Raw genomic sequence first — 17823 nt, 5'->3', positions numbered from 1 at the left:
CCAATACCATCGTGATCGCCGCCGTCAACGTGGTCTTGCCGTGGTCCACGTGTCCTATCGTCCCTACGTTGATGTGCGGCTTCGTCCGCTCAAATTTGCTCTTTGCCATGATGATCCTTTTATTTGATGACGATTATTTCTTGCTTATGATTGCTTCGGCCACGTTCTTCGGCGCTTCGGCGTAATGCTTGAATTCCATCGTATACGTGGCCCGACCCTGTGTTGCAGACCGTAACGAAGTTGCATAACCGAACATTTCCGCCAGCGGCACTTCTGCACGCACCAGCTTGAGGCCGGGCAGATCGTCCATGCCCTGAATCATGCCACGCCGTGAGGACAGGTCCCCTACGACATTCCCCATGAAGTCCGCCGGCGTTTCCACTTCTACGGACATCATCGGTTCCAGCAATACAGGACTGGCCTTGCGCATACCATCCTTGAATGCAATCGAGGCAGCCATCTTGAACGCGTTTTCATTCGAATCGACATCATGATAAGAGCCGTCGAACAATGTGACCTTGACATCCACCACCGGAAAACCTGCCAGCACGCCATTCGGAAGCGTTTCTTCAAGGCCTTTCTGCACTGCGGGAATATATTCCCTGGGCACGGTTCCACCCTTGATTGCATCAACAAACTCGAAGCCCTTGCCGGCCTCGTTCGGCTCCATCTTGATCCAGACATGACCATACTGACCTCGTCCGCCGGACTGCTTGATGAATTTGCCTTCGACCTCCACCAATTTCCGGATTGCTTCCCGATAAGCCACCTGGGGAGCGCCCACATTGGCTTCGACGCCAAATTCGCGTTTCATCCGATCCACAATGATTTCCAGATGCAATTCGCCCATTCCGGAAATGATGGTTTGACCGGACTCCTCATCGGTGCGCACACGGAAGGAAGGATCCTCCTGGGCGAGACGATTCAATGCGATGCCCATTTTTTCCTGATCCAGCTTGGTTTTCGGTTCCACCGCGACGTGAATCACGGGCTCCGGAAACACCATGCGCTCCAGGGTGATGACATCACCAGGATCACACAGCGTGTCCCCGGTAACCGCCTCCTTCAAGCCCACTGCTGCGGCTATATCCCCCGCGCGGACTTCCTTGATTTCTTCCCGCTGGTTGGCGTGCATCTGCAGCAGTCTTCCAATCCGCTCCTTGCGCCCCTTGATCGGGTTATAAACGGTATCACCAGAGGTTACAACTCCTGAATACACGCGAAAAAAGATCAATTGGCCCACATAGGGGTCAGTGGCAATCTTGAAGGCAAGACCAGCAAACGGCTCATCGTCACTCGCATGGCGTTCAGCGTGCTCGCCACTCTCTTTTTCGCCGTCAACTGCCTCGATGTCGGCTGGGGACGGCAAATAATCGAGTACGGCATCGAGCATTGCCTGCACGCCTTTATTCTTGAAGGCGGATCCGCAGAGCATGGGTACGATTTCATTGGCAAGGGTACGAATGCGAAGACCCTGCTTAATATCCGCAGGCGACAAGTCGCCTTCTTCCAGATATTTGTTCATCAATTCTTCATTCGCCTCGGCAGCCGACTCCACCATTTTCTCGCGCCAGGATTTGACATCTTCAGCCATGTTCGCGGGGATATCGCGCTCCTCGAATCTCATTCCCTGACTGGCGTCGTCCCAATGAATAGCCTTCATCTTGATGAGGTCGACAACACCCTCGAATTTGTCCTCCGCGCCTATCGGCAACTGAATGGGTACAGGATGCGCCTTGAGCCGGCTTTGTATCTGCTCATAAACACGCATAAAATTGGCGCCGGCACGATCCATCTTGTTGACAAAAGCAAGACGGGGAACCTTATATTTGTTCGCTTGACGCCATACCGTCTCGGTCTGGGGCTGCACGCCACCCACTGCACAAAATACGGTGCAGGCGCCATCGAGAACACGCAACGATCTCTCCACTTCGATAGTGAAATCAACGTGGCCCGGCGTATCGATGATATTGATGCGATGGTCTGGGTAATTATGATCCATCCCTTTCCAGAAGCATGTGGTGGCGGCAGAGGTAATTGTAATGCCGCGCTCCTGCTCCTGCTCCATCCAGTCCATGGTAGCCGCACCGTCATGCACTTCGCCAAGCTTATGCGATACGCCTGTATAGAACAGGATGCGTTCGGTGGTCGTAGTTTTTCCGGCGTCTATATGCGCCATGACGCCAATATTTCGGTAACGTTCAATAGGTGTCTTTCTTGCCACAGTTTTCTAGCCTTAAAATTGGAAAACTGCCGGTGGCACAATGCTCCCGGCAGCTAAAAATCAGGGACTTTTCAATCTGGATCAGGCAAACCAGGTCATGATGGCAGGTTTCCCTGCGCCATCATTGCCGTCAGAATCGATAATGCGCAAATGCCTTGTTCGCCTCGGCCATACGATGAACTTCCTCGCGTTTCTTGACCGCTCCACCCCTGCCTTCAGCAGCTTCTGCCAGCTCGCCCGCCAACCGGGCGCCCATGGATTTTTCAGCTCTTTTACGCGCGGCATCACGTAACCACCGCATCGCGAGGGCATTACGCCGAATCGACCGGACTTCTACCGGAACCTGGTAGTTGGCCCCGCCAACGCGGCGGCTTTTTACTTCCACCATTGGGCGGACATTGGACAGTGCCTGCGTAAATACTTCCACCGGATCCTTGCCCGTCTTCTTGTGAATCTGATCCATAGCCCCGTAGATAATTCGCTCTGCCACGGATTTCTTGCCTCGCGTCATCAATACATTGACAAATTTCGCCACTTCGGCATTATGGTACTTTGGGTCCGGTAAAATTTCGCGTTTTGGAACTTCTCTCCGTCTTGGCATTTTCTAACCTTGGCGTAATTATTCAGCTTACTTTATCGTCGGGGCAATCCCGATCAATCGTCTGGTGGTGTCGGGATTCAAACTGTTTTTAAGCCGACTTCGGCTTCTTGGCGCCGTATTTCGATCGCCCCTGCTTGCGGTCCTTGACTCCGGCAGTATCCAGGCTGCCGCGTACAGTATGGTAGCGCACGCCCGGCAAATCCTTGACACGACCACCCCGGATCAAAACCACCGAGTGTTCCTGAAGATTGTGGCCTTCTCCACCGATATAACTGGATACCTCGAAGCCGTTAGTCAAACGGACGCGCGCCACCTTGCGCAAAGCCGAATTCGGTTTTTTGGGCGTGGTGGTATAAACCCGTGTGCAAACTCCCCGCTTTTGGGGGCTGTTTCCCAATGCGGGAACTTTGCTTTTCAGAGGTTTTGCCGCGCGCGGCTTACGTACTAACTGACTGATTGTCGGCATTTTATTTTCCAGAAAAACGGGAGGGCGACTTACCTGTCCCGCTGCCAATATAAACTTACTTCTCTATCCGGCCGCTCATGCTATCGATCTGCCGGCGGCTTAAAAAACTGCGAATTCTATGGACTTTATCTTGCCATGTCAAGCTAAAGCCTTTTTGTTTTCAATAGGCAATGAGAACTCATCACAGGAATCTGCCGTGATGAACATCTCATTGCCCGCGTGATTTTTACCAGGAACGAAATGACGCAAAGCGGAAAAATCCTGCTCGGCGCCCATCAGAGGCTTTGAAACAAAAACAGATTACAAAACAGGGTCCCGAGTCGAAATCAACTGGTGCAGCAGTTGCGGACTGCGCGGTGAAGCTCCTGAAGAACATCAATCAAATGCAGGAATACAACAAACCTGTTCAGGAATCCAACACAAAGAAATCCGATAAAGAGTGGCCCAGTTCATGTCCCCGCCATGCACCTCATGCAGTTACCCGCGCCTCGCGCTTTTTGGCAGTCAGCGCATGGTTGCCGAGCTTCTTCAAAACCTCCCAGGCGGGGCCTGGGAACTTGTGCAATTTTATCATGACATCCTCAAGCGCTGCGAGGAACCAGTCGACATCGCTCTCGCCGATGTTCAGCGGCGGCAGAATCTTGACAATGGGCATGGCATGGCCTGCTACCTGGGTAAGAATATGATGATCGTCAAGAAGCGGAAGAACGATTGCCTGAGCAAAAAGGTTTTCATCCATCTTGTTGACCATTGCCCATGCAGCTCGCAGCGACATTGATTCCGGCTGGCCAAACTCGATTGCAATCATGAGCCCGCGCTGCCGCACTCCCTTGAGAAATTCGAAGCGCGGCACCATCGCCTCGATTCCTTTCCTGAAACGCTCCCCAAGTACCATGGCCCGATCCATGAGCTTCTCATCGTCCAGGACACTGAGTGAGGCCAAAGCTGCGACCATCGCCATATTGCCCATCCCGAAAGTGGATGCATGAACAATCGCACGATGCAGACTGTCGTAAACGCTATCGTAGACGGCACGTCGGGTAATTGTCGCGCCGACTGGAATATAGCCTCCGGAAAGCGCCTTGGAAAGACAGACGATGTCTGGCCGGAAATCGGGAACCCATTGACTGGCCAGAAAACGCCCCGTGCGGCCCATACCACACTGAATTTCGTCGCAAACCATCAAGGTGCCGTATTTTCGGCATAACTCCTGCGCACCCAGCAGGTACTCGTCGCTGGCGATATTGACTCCCTTGCCCTGTATCGGCTCAAAGACGAAGGCTGCGACATCGCCCTTTGCCAGACGCGCTTCCAGCCCGGCCAGGTCGCCCATTTTCACTTCTGAGCTGCCGGGAAGCATTGGCTCAAAACCCCTGCGAAAACTCGCTTCCCCATTCAGTGACAAGGACCCCATGGTCAAGCCGTGAAATGCCTTGGCGAGATGCGCAGTAGAGGGCCGACCTGTATACCCACGTGCAAACTTGATTGCTGCTTCGATTGCTTCCGTACCGGAGTTACTGAAGTAAACGGTATCCAGTCCCGGAGGCATTCGTTTTACCAGTTCGCGCGCCAGTACCGCGGCAAGCGGCGGAGCATCAAAACCGACCCACCCGGGAAACTCGGCATCCATTACCTGTTGCAGTGCATTACGGATAGCAGGATGCCGGCGCCCGAAATTGAAAACACCCCAGTTGGTCAGAAAATCGAGATAGCGGGTGCCGGTCTCATCCCAGAGATAAGCACCCTCCCCTCTCACCCAGGTTCGGTTGAATCCAAGTGTACGCAGCACCTTGACGAAGACCGGATTTATATGCTCTTCGTAAAGCTCGAAGTTTTTGCCGCGAGTTTCGGCAATGATGGCATTAATATCGATGGGCATGATTCGATTCCGTCAGATACCAGAGGCTATATGCCAGCATTGCCAGTGAGCAGGATGAGGCTCGCGAGCTTCCCTTTCCCCGCCTGTTTTCAGACAGCGTATCCACTGTTTCTAATTTCTCCTGTCTCTTCCTCACTCAAAGGAGGCGTTTCGCCGGTATCCAGCATGAGGCGCTGCTTCTTGCGGGTATTGTGAAAGGCCAAACCCGTACCTGCGGGAATAAGGCGTCCTACAATAACATTTTCTTTCAGCCCCCGCAGGTCATCCTTCTTGCCCATGATCGCCGCTTCGGTCAGCACCCGTGTAGTTTCCTGGAACGAGGCCGCGGAAATGAACGAGTCGGTGGAAAGTGAGGCTTTAGTGATGCCGAGCAGCATATATTCATAGGTTGCTGGCTTCTTGTCCTCTAATTCAATCTGTTCGTTTTCCGCAAGCATTTCGGCGCGTTCAACCTGTTCACCCGGAATGAAGCGCGTATCGCCGGAATCCACGATCTGCACACGGCGCAGCATCTGGCGCACTATCACCTCGATGTGCTTGTCGTTGATCTTGACGCCCTGCAAGCGGTACACATCCTGCACCTCGTCGGTAATATAGCGCGCCAGCGCTTCCACCCCCAGGAGACGGAGAATATCGTGTGGATCGGCAGGACCGTCGACGATACTTTCTCCCTTGTTCACCACCTGCCCATCGTGAGCAGTCACGTGCTTGTCCTTGGGAATGAGATATTCGTGCGACACTCCATCCAGGTCCGTGATGACCAGCCGTTGCTTGCCCTTGGTGTCCTTGCCGAAGGACACGATTCCGGTGACTTCTGCCAGTACGCCCGCATCCTTTGGGGAACGCGCTTCGAACAATTCCGCAACGCGAGGCAAGCCACCCGTAATGTCCCGCGTTTTCGAGCTTTCCTGCGGAATACGCGCGAGAACCTCACCGACACTGACCTGCTGCCCATCCCGAACAGTGATGATGGAACCCACCTGGAAGGTGATGTGAACCGGTAAATTACTGCCCGCCAGCACCTCCTTGCCCTCGTCATCCAGGAGCTTCACCATCGGGCGCAATCCCTTCGTTTGCACCACCCCACGGCGCTTCGGATCGATCACCACCAGCGTGGACAAACCGGTTACTTCATCTATCTGCTTGGCCACGGTCACGCCTTCTTCCACGTTCTCGAAGCGGACCTTGCCAGAGTATTCAGTAATGATTGGACGCGTGTGCGGATCCCATGCCGCCAGCACCTGCCCAGCTTTCACGGCTTCTCCGTCACGAATCAGCAAGGTCGCGCCGTACGGCGCCTTGTGCCGTTCCCGCTCACGCCCGTTGTCATCCTGAATCACTACTTCGCCGCTACGGGAAATCGCGATCAGTTCGTTACGCGCATTGGTTACATAGCGCATGCTCGGTGAATACCGCACAACACCATTGGATTTGCTCTCGACCTGACTTGCGACCGCTGTTCGGGAAGCCGCCCCTCCGATATGGAAAGTGCGCATGGTCAGCTGAGTGCCAGGCTCACCGATCGATTGAGCTGCGATCACGCCCACTGCTTCGCCAACATTGACCGGTGTGCCGCGTCCCAGATCGCGTCCATAACATTTGGCACACAGGCCATAACGGGTTTCACAGGTAAGCGGGGTGCGGACCTTCACTTCATCTATACCCAGCATCTCAATGGCATCCACTGCATTTTCATCCAGCAGCATGCCTGCCGGGTAAATCACGGCCTGATGCTCCGGATTGATAATATCATTGACCACTACACGGCCGAGGATACGTTCGCGCAACGCTTCGATGACCTCGCCACCTTCGACCAATGCCTTCATCACCACCCCGTTACTGGTGCCACAGTCCTCCTGGGTTACGACCAGATCCTGTGTCACATCGACAAGCCGGCGGGTAAGATAGCCTGAGTTAGCCGTCTTCAGCGCCGTATCGGCCAGACCCTTGCGCGCACCGTGAGTGGAAATAAAGTACTGCAAGACGTTCAATCCTTCGCGGAAATTAGCCGTGATGGGCGTTTCGATGATTGAACCATCCGGCTTGGCCATCAGGCCGCGCATTCCTGCCAATTGACGGATCTGGGCAGCAGAACCGCGAGCGCCCGAATCCGCCATCATATAGATAGAATTGAACGATTCCTGAATCAGCGGCTTTCCTGACTCGCCCGTTTTAGGGGCCCCAGTTTCCGGATCGATGATCGGCTCGACCCCGAGCTGGTCCATCATTGCCTTTGCAACCTGGTCGCCGGCGCGGCCCCATATGTCCACGACCTTGTTGTAACGTTCACCCTGGGTGACAAGACCGGACGTATACTGGAGTTCGATCTCCTGCACTTCCTTCTCGGAGGCACTGATGATTGCATCCTTCTGCGCGGGGGTAAGCATATCGTCCAGGCAGATCGAAATCCCGGCGCGCGTCGCATAGCTGAAACCGGCATACATCAGCTTATCGGCAAAAATCACGGTTTCGCGCAGGCCGCAGCGGCGGAAGCTTGCATTGATGAGCTTGGAGATTTCTTTTTTCTTGAGCACCTTGTTGATCAGCGGGAAAGGCAGCCCGGCAGGGAGAATCTCTGATAATAATGCGCGCCCTACCGTGGTTTCATACCGCGTGATCTTCTCGCGCCGCTCTCCATCCGCGGCCAGCTCGTATTCGGGGATCCTCACGGAAATCCGGGCATTCAGTTCGATAACACGGTTCTCGTACGCACGGGAAACTTCGCTGATATTGGCGAAATACATACCCTCACCCCGCGCATTGACCTTCTCGCGCGTGGTGGAGTACAGTCCCAGCACGATGTCCTGTGACGGCACGATAATGGGTTCGCCGTTAGCGGGTGACAAGACGTTGTTGGTCGACATCATCAGCGTGCGGCACTCCATTTGCGCTTCCAGCGAAAGCGGCACGTGGACCGCCATCTGATCGCCGTCAAAGTCCGCGTTGAAAGCGGCACATACCAACGGATGCAGTTGGATGGCCTTGCCTTCTATCAGGACCGGCTCAAACGCCTGAATACCCAGCCGATGCAAGGTCGGCGCCCGATTCAGCATTACAGGATGCTCACGAATGACATCTTCCAGGATGTCCCACACGATCGGGCTTTCGTTTTCGACCTCACGTTTCGCAGCCTTTATCGTGCTGGCGATACCCATTATCTCCAGCTTGTTGAAGATAAACGGTTTGAATAATTCCAGGGCCATTTTCTTGGGCAAACCGCACTGGTGCAGCTTGAGCTGCGGCCCCACCACGATAACCGACCGTCCGGAATAATCCACGCGTTTCCCAAGCAGGTTCTGGCGGAAGCGCCCGCCCTTGCCCTTGATCATGTCCGCAAGCGATTTCAGCGGGCGTTTGTTGGCGCCCGTCATGGCTTTGCCGCGACGGCCGTTATCCAGTAGTGAATCCACCGCTTCCTGCAGCATGCGCTTCTCGTTGCGCACGATAATTTCCGGCGCCTTCAGTTCGAGCAAACGTTTCAAGCGGTTATTGCGGTTAATGACGCGACGATACAAATCGTTGAGATCGGAAGTCGCAAAACGTCCTCCATCCAGCGGCACCAATGGCCGCAGTTCGGGAGGCAGCACGGGCAGCACCGCCAGAATCATCCATTCCGGTTTGATGCCGGATTTGCTGAATGCCTCCAACACTTTCAGGCGCTTCGAAATCTTCTTCATCTTCGTTTCGGAGCCGGTCGTTCCCATTTCGCGGCGAAGATTATCGATTTCTACACGAATATTCAGGGTATTCAATAGATCACGAATACCTTCCGCCCCCATACTGGCACGGAAATCATCCCCGTATTCCTCGGTTTTAGCCCGGTAATCGTCATCTGTCAGCAACTGGCATCGCTGGAGAGGCGTCAGGCCCGGATCCGTTACTACATACGCCTCGAAATAGAGCACCCGCTCTATGTCGCGCAAGGTCATATCCAGCACCATCCCCAACCTGGATGGCAGGGATTTCAGGAACCAGATGTGCGCCACCGGCGATGCCAGTTCGATATGACCCATGCGTTCGCGCCGCACTTTGGATAACGTGACCTCGACACCACATTTCTCGCAGATCACGCCGCGATGTTTCAAACGCTTGTACTTTCCGCAAAGGCACTCGTAATCCTTTACCGGACCGAATATTTTTGCGCAGAACAGGCCGTCTCGCTCGGGCTTGAACGTACGATAATTGATGGTTTCCGGCTTCTTCACCTCACCATAGGACCAGGAACGTATTTTCTCGGGAGAAGCCAGACCGATCTTGATCGAATCGAACTCTTCTTTCTGGGTAACCTGTTTGAATAAATCAAGCAGTGCTTTCATTTGTCACTCCTGTTGTTCAGGGGTCTATGCAAAAAACTATCCGGTGAAAAAACAAAGGCAGCAAAAAGGTATCGGATTCTCGTACCTCCAGAATAAAAATTGCTAATGCCGCTCCAAGTCGATATCCATGGCCAACGACCGGATTTCCTTCACCAGCACGTTGAAGGATTCGGGCATGCCCGCATCGATCTTGTGGTCGCCCTTCACAATGCTCTCGTATACTTTCGTGCGCCCGTTCACATCGTCCGACTTGACTGTCAGCATTTCCTGCAGCGTATAGGCAGAACCATACGCTTCGAGCGCCCATACCTCCATTTCTCCGAAACGCTGGCCGCCGAACTGGGCTTTGCCTCCGAGCGGCTGCTGAGTGACCAGACTGTAGGGGCCGGTTGAACGGGCGTGCATCTTGTCGTCCACCAAGTGGTGCAACTTCAACACATGCATGTAACCGACAGTAACCGGGCGATCGAAGGCCTCCCCCGTCCGGCCGTCATAAAGGTTCACCTGTCCCGAACGCGGCAAACCGGCAAGTTCGAGCATGTCCTTGATTTCCTGCTCCGTGGCGCCATCAAATACCGGCGTGGCAAAGGGCACTCCATCCTGGAGGTTTCCCGCCAAATCCACGATTTCCCCGTCGGTCAAGGAGGCGATATCTTCCGGTTTTCCACTGGTGTTATATATCTTGTCAAGAAAGGCTCGAAGCTCGGCGGCCTCCTTGCCTGCGCGCAGCATTTCGCCGATCTTCTGTCCCAGACCTTTGGCCGCCCAGCCGAGATGCGTCTCCAGGATCTGCCCCACGTTCATGCGTGACGGCACGCCCAACGGATTCAGCACCACGTCCACGGGGGTGCCATCGGCCATATAAGGCATATCCTCCACCGGCACGATCTTCGAAATGACACCCTTATTGCCGTGACGACCGGCCATTTTGTCTCCCGGCTGAAGGCGCCGCTTCACCGCAACGTATACCTTGACCATTTTCTGCACGCCTGGGGGCAGCTCATCGCCCTGGGTGAGCTTCTTTTTCTTCTCCTCGAAGGCCGCATCGAATGCCTTGCGTTTTTGCGCCAGCCCCTCTTCGATCTGTTCGAGCTGTACGCTCGCCCCTTCATCCGCCAGCCGTATGTCAAACCAATGGTGCGGGTCGTTGCTTTCCAGATATTCCTTCGTGATGGCCGCACCTTTAGCAAGCTTCTTGGGGCCGCCTGTGACAATCTTGCCGATGAGCAGGCGCTCGATCCGGACAAATGCGTCAGCTTCCACGATTCGCATCTGATCGGCCAGATCTTTCTTGTACCGCTTCAACTCATCGTCAATGATTTGCTGCGCACGCTTGTCCCGTTCGATACCTTCCCGGGTAAAGACCTGTACATCGATCACCGTTCCGGAGATGCCGGACGGCACTCGCAGGGAAGTATCCTTCACATCCGAAGCTTTCTCGCCAAAAATTGCGCGCAACAGTTTTTCTTCCGGAGTAAGCTGAGTCTCACCCTTGGGCGTCACTTTACCCACCAGTACATCACCGGCTTCCACCTCGGCTCCGATATGCACAATGCCTGAAGCATCCAGACGGCCTAGCTGTGCCTCCGAGAGGTTTGAAATATCGCCGGTAATTTCTTCGGTTCCAAGCTTTGTATCGCGGCTTACCACCGACAATTCTTCGATATGAATGGAGGTAAAGCGATCATCCGCCACAATACGCTCGGAAATGAGAATGGAATCTTCGAAGTTGTAACCGGTCCACGGCATAAACGCGACCAGCATGTTCTGCCCCAGCGCGAGTTCACCCTTGTCGGTGGAAGCACCGTCCGCTACCACATCTCCGCGCGCGATCACGTCGCCCACCTTCACCAGCGGCCGCTGGTTGATATTGGTGTTCTGGTTTGAGCGCGTATATTTCGTGAGGTTGTAGATGTCTACGCCCACTTCACCCGCACGGGTCTCGACGTCGTGCACCCGCACCACGATACGCCCCGCGTCAACATAATCCACCACGCCGCCCCGCACCGCTTTTACCGCGGTGCCGGAGTCTACAGCAACGACGCGCTCGATTCCCGTTCCGACCAGAGGTTTCTCGGCGCGCAGGCAGGGCACCGCCTGCCGCTGCATGTTGGAGCCCATCAATGCCCGATTGGCGTCATCATGCTCCAGGAAAGGAATCAGCGAGGCAGCGACCGAGACAATCTGTGCAGGCGCTACGTCCATGTATTCAATCCGGTCAGGGGTCGCCAGGGTAAACTCGTTCTTATGGCGACAGGAAACGATGTCATTGGTGAACCTGCCGTCTCCATCCAGTTCGGCGTTTGCCTGGGCAATTACATATTGCCCCTCCTCAATGGCTGAAAGAAAATGAATCTCATCAGTGACCAGACCGTTTGTTACCTTGCGATAAGGCGTTTCCATAAAGCCGTATTCATTGGTCTGGGCATATAACGCCAGCGAGTTGATCAAACCAATGTTGGGACCTTCTGGCGTTTCGATCGGACATACCCGCCCATAGTGAGTCGGGTGCACGTCACGTACCTCAAACCCCGCCCTCTCGCGCGTCAGGCCACCGGGTCCGAGCGCGGACACACGGCGTTTGTGCGTGATTTCAGAGAGTGGGTTGGTCTGGTCCATGAATTGCGATAGCTGGCTGGACCCGAAGAATTCACGCACCGCCGCAGATACCGGCTTGGCATTGATCAAGTCATGAGGCATCAGATTCTCTGATTCAGCCTGGCTCAGGCGCTCTTTTACTGCTCTTTCGACCCTCACCAGGCCGGAGCGAAACTGGTTTTCCGCCAATTCACCGACGGAGCGTACGCGACGATTGCCCAGGTGATCGATATCATCAATTTCCCCACGACCGTTACGGAGTTCCACCAGAATCCTGATCACCGCAATGATATCTTCGTTGGATAGCGTGGTCGGTCCATCCAGCTCGGTCTTACCGACCCTGCGATTGAATTTCATTCGCCCGACCACTGAGAGGTCATAGCGTTCGGGGGCATAGAACAATCCGGTGAAGAGCGCTTTGACTGCCTCCTCAGTAGGGGGTTCACCCGGGCGCATCATGCGGTAGATTGCAACCTGCGCCGCCATCTCATCTGCGGTTTCGTCTATCTTGAGAGTTTGCGATATATATGCGCCCTGATCGAGATCATTGGTATAAATCGTACGGATCTCTTCCACATCGGCATCCCGCAGCTTGCCCAGCAAGGTTTCCGTAATCTCATCATTGGCAAGCGCTAGAATTTCTCCCGTTTCCTTATCCACTACGTTGTGGCCCAGCACCCGCCCCAACAGGAAATCTTCCGGCACCTCAAGCCTGTCTATGCCGGCCTGCTGCATTTCGCGCACATGCTTCACAGTAATGCGCTTGTCCTTCTGGACGATGACCTTGCCGTTTTTCGACAGGATATCGAAGCGCGCGGTATCACCCCGCAAACGCTCCGGTAACAGTTCAAAAAGAATACTTTTCCGCGATATATGGAAAGAGTCAAAAGAAAAGAAATTCTCCAGGATCTGCTCGGGCGTGTATCCAATGGCCTTCAGCAATACGGTAATAGGCATTTTGCGGCGCCTGTCGACCCGAAAATAGAGGTAATCCTTGGGATCAAACTCAAAATCAAGCCAGGAACCGCGGTAAGGGATGATACGGGCGGAAAAAAGCAATTTACCGGATGAATGCGTTTTACCGCGATCGTGCTCGAAAAACACTCCGGGCGAACGATGCAACTGGGACACGATCACGCGTTCAGTGCCGTTAATCACAAATGAACCAGTGTTCGTCATGAGCGGAATCTCGCCCATGTAAACCTCCTGCTCCTTTACTTCCCTGACGGTCGGTTTGGACGCCTCCTTATCCATAATGGTCAAGCGCACCTTCGCCCGCAGGGGAGAAGCATAGGTAAGACCACGTTGTTGACACTCCTTCACGTCGAAAGGAGGTACACCGAGTACGTAGTTGACGAAATCGAGGCGTGCATTCCTGGAATGGCTCTCGATCGGGAAGATCGACAGGAAGGCGGCTTGCAATCCCTCCGGAGCGCGTTTATCGGGGTCGACACTGGCTTGCAGGAAAGCAGCGTAAGATTCGATTTGCGTAGCGAGAAGAAAGGGAATCGGCAAGACGCTTGCACGCTTGGCGAAACTTTTACGAATACGTTTTTTCTCGGTAAACGAATAACTCATGGAATCTCCGGGAGATCAGAAGATGGATTGACAGAAAATAGAGAATAGGGTACTTGTTTTGGCTAGCGCACTTGGTGTTCTGCCGCACAAAACACGCCATCAAAATCCAAAAAAACGCCAGAACCGGCGGCATGAGTAATGCCGCCGGCTTTTCTTACTGTTTTTCTTTTATTTGATTTCAGCAGTGGCGCCTGCTTCAGCAAGCTGCTTCTGGATGGCTTCCGCATCCGCTTTGGCAATACCTTCCTTGACTGGCTTGGGTGCGCCGTCCACCAGATCTTTTGCTTCTTTCAAGCCAAGCCCGGTAACGGCACGCACCACCTTGATCACATTTACCTTGCTTTCACCCACTGCGGTCAGCATCACGGTAAATTCAGTTTGTTCCTCTGCGGGTGCCGCCGCGGCGCCTGCTGCGGGCGCCGCTGCCACAACTGCGGCAGCGGCAGCGGAAACACCGAACTTCTCTTCCATTTCTTTGATGAGCTGGGAAAGCTCCAGCACAGTCATATTTGCAATCGCATCCAAAATTTCTGCTTTGGCTATAGCCATGATTTTCTCCTGATAATTAATCCAATAACTATGATGGTGTAACGGTCCCAAAGTAACTTAAAGCGACTGGGCCCCGGATTAAGCGGTTTCTTTCTGGTCGCGAACAGCAGCGAGGCCACGAACAAAACGTGCGGGAACTTCATTCAAGGTCCGCACAAAATTGGCGACAGGCGCCTGCATCGTGCCCAGCAGCTTGGCAAGAAGCTCCTCGCGACTTGGCAGAGAGGCCAGACTGGCAATCTCACTGCTGGAAATCACATGGTTTGCCATGGCGCCAGCCTTGATCACCAGTTTGTCGTTGCCTTTCGAAAACTCATGCAGCACCTTGGCCGCCGCCACCGGATCGCTGCTAATGCCGTAAGCGAGAGGCCCCACCATATGCTCGGACAATCCGGAAAACGGGGTATCCGAAACCGCTCTGCGTGCCAGCGAGTTTTTAAGCACCCGGAAATATATTCCCGACTGCCGTGCCTTCGCCCGCAACTGCGTCATATGGCCGACCCCCAGCCCGCGGTACTCCGCGATGATGATGGCCTGCGCTTTGGCTACCTGCGCGCTCACCTCGGCGACCACCGCTTTTTTCTCATCTAAATTTAGACTCAAGGTACTTCTCCATCAGTTAAAATGCGGCGGTAAGTGTGGTATGCTGGATTGGGAAGCTTAACTTCGGATTGACCCGAGATTCTGACCTCCTCCCCCGTACCTGATCTCACACCGCGAAACCGGCGACCTTAAATCAGGAGTTGGATCTTTTCCTGTTTCTGGGTACGCCATCTGCGCTGGGTAGCAGGGAAATACGGAAAGTGCAGCCCGGCATGGAACACCGGCTGCAAGCCCCTTCACCATGCAGATTAAGTTTTGGACAATGGCTCACTCAATAATAAACTGAGCAACAGATTGAGCGAGTCACCTCGCCTGCCATGCCAATACCCCAGCGGTCTTTGATAACCCGCCGGAAAAGCGTCCTGCCTTTCCCGACGGCCCAAAGTCTTACAATATTTATAAACAGGGAATCCAGCGCATGCACCTATCGCATGCTTGTCTGATCCACGCGCACGCCTATTCCCATTGTGCTCGAGACTGATATTTTCCTTAGATAGATGCCTTTGGATGCAGCAGGCTTGGATTTATTGAGCGCATCGATCAGCGCCATCATATTCTGGGTCAGGGCATCCACCGTGAACGAGGCTCGTCCGATGGTGCACTGTACGATACCCCCTTTGTCGGCGCGATACTGAACTTGACCGGCTTTCGCGTTTCTTACCGCACCGGCCACATCCGGCGTTACCGTTCCCACCTTGGGATTTGGCATCAAGCCGCGTGGACCGAGTATCTGCCCCAGTTGCCCTACAACACGCATTGCATCGGGACTGGCGATAGCCACATCGAATTCGATATTGCCCGCCTTGATCTGCTCGGCGAGGTCTTCAAAGCCGACAATATCCGCCCCCGCTGCTGCCGCTTCGCGGGCCTTGTCGCCCTGCGCGAATACAGCCACCCGCACGGACTTTCCCGTCCCCGCAGGCAACACCACAGACCCACGCACTGCCTGGTCAGATTTTTTTGCGTCTATCCCAAGATTAACGGCCACATCGATGGACTCGTCGAACTTCGCGATCGCTGTTTCCCTGACAAGATTGAGTGCATCCTGCAACGGGTAATATCTTGTGCGATCCACTTTTTCCGAGATCGCCTTGAGACGTTTGGATATGCGCGCCATGTTATGCGCCCTCCACTTCTATACCCATGCTGCGAGCACTACCCGCAATGGTGCGAACTGCCGCGTCCATGTCTGCGGCAGTCAGATCCGGCATCTTTATCTGGGCGATTTCTTCCATTTGCTTCCGTGTCAACCGCCCTATCTTATCCGTATGGGGTTTCGCGCTTCCCTTGCCCACTCCCGCTGCCTTCTTTATCAGCACGGTAGCGGGTGTGGTCTTCATGGTGAAGGTGAAGCTCTTGTCGGCATAGGCCGTTATGACGACCGGAACCGGCAGGCCGACTTCCATTTTCTGCGTTGCCGCATTGAATGCCTTGCAGAACTCCATGATATTGAGTCCCCGCTGCCCCAGAGCGGGTCCTATTGGCGGGCTGGGATTTGCCTTCCCCGCCGGCACCTGCAACTTGATATAGCCGACTATTTTCTTTGCCATTTGCTCTCCTATCGGGTTCAAACGAGCCTTTGAGGCTCTCCCCGTTTAATAATATGCGATATGCAATATGTGACCGAGGCCTTCCGGTGCTTCCGGAAACCTTTACTGCCCTAGGCTTTCTCGACCTGGCTGAAATCCAGTTCCACAGGTGTGGGACGTCCAAAAATGGACACTGAAACCCGGAGCTTGCTTTTGTCGTAATTGACGTCTTCCACGTTGCCGTGAAAGTCCGTAAATGGTCCTTCCTTGACACGCACCGCCTCGCCCGTTTCGAAAAGAATCTTGGGCTTGGGTTTTTCCACCCCCTCCTGAATCTGATGGAGAATGTTCTGCACTTCCTTCTCGCTGATAGGCGTAGGATTCATGGCCGTACCGCCAATGAAGCCCGTCACCTTCGGCGTATTTTTGACCAGGTGCCATGTTTCGTCGGTCATCTCCATCTCGACCAGCACATAGCCCGGGAAAAATTTCCGTTCGCTGAGATTTTTCTGTCCTGCTTTCATCTCGATGACTTCTTCCACAGGAACGAGTATCTGTCCGAACTTGTCCAGCATTCCAGCGCGACTGATCCGCTCCTTCAGCGTACGCTGCACACTCTTCTCGAAACCGGAGTAGGCATGAACCACATACCACTTCTTATCCATCACCCTTCCTGTCCCATGAGATATTTCACCGCCAGCAGCAGGCCTGCGTCTATCATCCACAGGAACATGGCCATTACCAGAACGAAGGCAAAAACGATACCCGTCGTCTGCACCGTTTCCTTCCGGTTCGGCCATACCACCTTCTTGGTCTCTTCCCACGATTCCCTGCTGAACGCGTAAAACTGCTTGCCCTGAGTGGTAAACGACACCACCACGGTCGCAAGAACGAGGCCTCCGAGAACTGAAATGACGCGAATTACCATTGCGTTATCGCTCAGGTAATAAAATCCGGCAATACCTGCAATCAGCAGCAGAAGCGCGAATCCCAACTTGATCTTATCCACTAACCTATCCCACTCTGCCTTTTAATGCCTGCCAGCAGACGAAGCGGTGCGCGAGCAAAATTCATGCGCGACCTCACTGCACAACCTGATACCACGACGTATTACGAGGCCTTGCTTCCCCTGGAAACATGCAGTTATTGATGATTTTGAAATGACATTTCCTGATGGCAGGCCAGGAGGGCATCGAACCCCCAACCTTCGGTTTTGGAGACCGACGCTCTGCCAATTGAGCTACTGGCCTGTACTTTGAACAAAGACAAAAAAATGAAAGACTCACCTGAGTTCATATGAATGCAAGCCTCTTTCTGAGTGCAAGGCTCTTCAACGATGGAGTCGACCTCGGGCAAGACGCTATTCGATAATTTTTGCCACGACACCTGCGCCAACGGTCCTGCCGCCTTCACGAATCGCAAAACGCAGGCCTTCTTCCATCGCAATCGGCGCAATCAGGTTTACCGTCACCGACACATT

15 protein-coding genes and 1 tRNA gene are annotated in these 17823 nt (G+C 54.1%); all 16 read right to left on the bottom strand.

What is annotated here, in order from left to right; genetic code table 11:
* On the bottom strand, nucleotides 1-109 hold a 109-nt coding region (locus AC52W5_RS13340), incomplete at its 3' end, for a GTP-binding protein (RefSeq protein ID WP_495670593.1).
* A gap of 24 nt (nucleotides 110-133) precedes the next feature.
* Complete coding sequence (gene fusA, locus AC52W5_RS13335) at nucleotides 134-2224, bottom strand: elongation factor G (protein WP_495671342.1); 2091 nt, start codon at nucleotides 2222-2224, stop codon at nucleotides 134-136.
* 130 nt (nucleotides 2225-2354) lie between these two features.
* Nucleotides 2355-2825: a 30S ribosomal protein S7 gene (gene rpsG, locus AC52W5_RS13330; RefSeq protein WP_011380120.1), complete on the bottom strand. Its 471-nt coding sequence runs from the start codon at nucleotides 2823-2825 to the stop codon at nucleotides 2355-2357.
* An 88-nt stretch (nucleotides 2826-2913) separates the two neighbouring features.
* On the bottom strand, nucleotides 2914-3291 hold the full coding sequence (gene rpsL, locus AC52W5_RS13325) for a 30S ribosomal protein S12 (RefSeq protein WP_011380119.1): 378 nt from the start codon (nucleotides 3289-3291) through the stop codon (nucleotides 2914-2916).
* A gap of 138 nt (nucleotides 3292-3429) precedes the next feature.
* Entirely contained in the window at nucleotides 3430-3567 is a 138-nt protein-coding gene (locus tag AC52W5_RS13320; protein WP_495671341.1) for a hypothetical protein, read from the bottom strand.
* Between the two features lie 193 nt (nucleotides 3568-3760).
* Nucleotides 3761-5170, bottom strand: coding sequence for a class-III pyridoxal-phosphate-dependent aminotransferase (locus tag AC52W5_RS13315; protein WP_133668247.1), 1410 nt, complete (start codon nucleotides 5168-5170; stop codon nucleotides 3761-3763).
* Between the two features lie 89 nt (nucleotides 5171-5259).
* Nucleotides 5260-9486 (bottom strand): DNA-directed RNA polymerase subunit beta', encoded by a 4227-nt coding sequence (gene rpoC / locus AC52W5_RS13310; RefSeq protein WP_495671340.1) that lies wholly within the window; start codon nucleotides 9484-9486, stop codon nucleotides 5260-5262.
* A gap of 102 nt (nucleotides 9487-9588) precedes the next feature.
* Nucleotides 9589-13662 (bottom strand): DNA-directed RNA polymerase subunit beta, encoded by a 4074-nt coding sequence (gene rpoB / locus AC52W5_RS13305; protein ID WP_495671339.1) that lies wholly within the window; start codon nucleotides 13660-13662, stop codon nucleotides 9589-9591.
* Nucleotides 13663-13830: 168 nt separating this feature from the next.
* A complete protein-coding gene (gene rplL, locus AC52W5_RS13300; protein WP_011380115.1) occupies nucleotides 13831-14211 on the bottom strand; it encodes a 50S ribosomal protein L7/L12 in 381 nt (126 codons plus the stop codon).
* Between the two features lie 78 nt (nucleotides 14212-14289).
* On the bottom strand, nucleotides 14290-14814 hold the full coding sequence (gene rplJ, locus AC52W5_RS13295; RefSeq protein WP_495671338.1) for a 50S ribosomal protein L10: 525 nt from the start codon (nucleotides 14812-14814) through the stop codon (nucleotides 14290-14292).
* Between the two features lie 424 nt (nucleotides 14815-15238).
* Nucleotides 15239-15931 carry a 50S ribosomal protein L1 gene (gene rplA, locus AC52W5_RS13290; protein WP_495671337.1) on the bottom strand — a complete coding sequence of 231 codons (693 nt, stop codon included), beginning with the start codon at nucleotides 15929-15931 and terminating at the stop codon, nucleotides 15239-15241.
* A gap of 1 nt (nucleotide 15932) precedes the next feature.
* Entirely contained in the window at nucleotides 15933-16364 is a 432-nt protein-coding gene (rplK, locus tag AC52W5_RS13285) for a 50S ribosomal protein L11 (protein ID WP_011380112.1), read from the bottom strand.
* A 110-nt stretch (nucleotides 16365-16474) separates the two neighbouring features.
* The gene (gene nusG, locus AC52W5_RS13280) at nucleotides 16475-17008 is read right to left on the bottom strand and encodes a transcription termination/antitermination protein NusG (protein ID WP_074971995.1); all 534 of its coding nucleotides are present in this window, start codon (nucleotides 17006-17008) and stop codon (nucleotides 16475-16477) included.
* Nucleotides 17008-17352, bottom strand: coding sequence for a preprotein translocase subunit SecE (secE, locus tag AC52W5_RS13275; protein ID WP_074971997.1), 345 nt, complete (start codon nucleotides 17350-17352; stop codon nucleotides 17008-17010). Before secE ends, nusG begins: the two co-directional genes overlap by 1 nt.
* Nucleotides 17353-17517: 165 nt before the next feature.
* Nucleotides 17518-17593 (bottom strand) — tRNA-Trp (locus AC52W5_RS13270).
* Nucleotides 17594-17703: 110 nt separating this feature from the next.
* On the bottom strand, nucleotides 17704-17823 hold a 120-nt coding region (locus tag AC52W5_RS13265), incomplete at its 5' end, for an EF-Tu C-terminal domain-related protein (protein ID WP_495670759.1).

The sequence above is a fragment of the Nitrosospira sp. CT genome (assembly GCF_059489795.1).
The sequence above is the reverse complement of the archived record's forward strand: the minus strand, read 5'-3'. Positions and strand labels throughout refer to the sequence as shown.